The sequence below is a fragment of the Parendozoicomonas verongulae genome (assembly GCF_009711465.1).
GTDB classification, from domain to species: Bacteria; Pseudomonadota; Gammaproteobacteria; order Pseudomonadales; family Endozoicomonadaceae; genus Sansalvadorimonas; species Sansalvadorimonas verongulae.
Genome location: NZ_SMME01000693.1, coordinates 3,080 through 4,498, shown reverse-complemented (window position 1 = coordinate 4,498; position 1,419 = coordinate 3,080). Strand labels below are relative to the sequence as shown.

Genomic DNA, 1,419 nt, shown 5'->3' with positions numbered 1-1,419 from the left:
CCCATGGGGATTGACTTTCCAGGCACTGTTAGCAGAGATGAAGAACGGGTGACAGAGACCTTCTCATTTCAGCTGAACCCGAGAGATTTATCACCTTTACGGATGCTATCCCCACCACGACATCAGATAAGCACAGGGCTTTATCGAGTGCCTGGAGAACCAGTCACGATTGAACTGAGATCCTTGTCTTTGGAGCCATCTGGCATAAAGCCAAAACTGAGAATAGGCGCACATGCTTTAGATTTGAATCAGTACTATCTCGCTGATCAACAAAAGAGAGTAGGGTATGCCAGCGATAGTTTTGATTTGAGGGAAGGTGTCCTCCAGGATCATGACCGGACCTCCGGATTGATTTACATAGAGTCCGATAAAAATGGGTCGGATAGTTTTGATATTACCATCTCCGGGGCTGTCAGAGCGCCCTGGTTCAAGCTTGGCAGAGATAGCGCCGAGCAATGGCGTGAATACATTCGCGACTACCCTGCACCCTGGGCAGAGCTTGAAGGTCGGTATTCCGTACTAACTCTACCCTCAGCGATGGTACGAGATCTGGAAGACCCCACTCCGGTTATCAATTTTTATGACCAGCTCATCAAACGCGCCCATGCTCTGGCAGGCCTTAGTGACAATGCAGATGATGAGCGAGACAAAGCGCCTGATAACCTTTACCGCTTTGTAATAGATGCCCAACTATCACCAGGAGAATACAGGGCAAACTCCCATAATTACTCAGTTATGCTGCACTGGCTTGGTTTTCATAATCCATTCCGGTGGATTGATTCAAACGATTCTATAATTTTTAACACTCTACTTCATGAAGTTGCTCATAAATTTGAATCGGCTCATCGTTTATTTGAGCCACCCGGATCAACACAGGTTTTTGCGGATCTATTTATTTATGGTGATCATTACCGTAAAGGGTATGGGTTCTTGGGGCGCAGGATCGAAATAGCTGGGCTGACTATCCCTCAGGATGACAGTTATTACGGTAATGTGCTCTCTTTCATGTGGCTTTTGGCATCATTTATTGAGAACCATGGCAAGGGTTATTACCCCTATATCTGGTCAGAACATCCAGAGGTAATGGTTAACTGGAAAAAAGCTTTCATGGTAGAACTCGTAAATCATTTATCGGATGCTTTTATCCCGGAACTGTATCATCAATTTCGCCATACCCCTGAACACTTATTGCCTGATAAAGACAATCAGCAGGAAAAAACAGATTTCTTTTTTGAAACCCTGTGCGAGGTGACCGAACAAGATCTGACTTTATTCTTCAGACGCTGGTCTGTTCCTGTCAGTGAAGAGGCTTATCAACGCGTTGTGGAAAAGGGGTACGCTATCCCCTACTGGTTGTACCGTGAAGATTTATAACTGACTGGAGAGCCTGACAGAAAGGTTAGACAGTCAGCATTCAGA

Annotated in this window: 1 protein-coding gene; it reads left to right on the top strand. The window is 45.5% G+C overall.

Annotated elements, in window-relative coordinates; translation table 11 throughout:
- Positions 1 to 1,374, top strand: a 1,374-nt coding sequence (locus tag E1189_RS03020) for a M60 family metallopeptidase (protein WP_230460095.1), incomplete at its 5' end; no start/stop codon positions are given.
- Between the last annotated feature and the right edge of the window lie 45 nt (positions 1,375 to 1,419).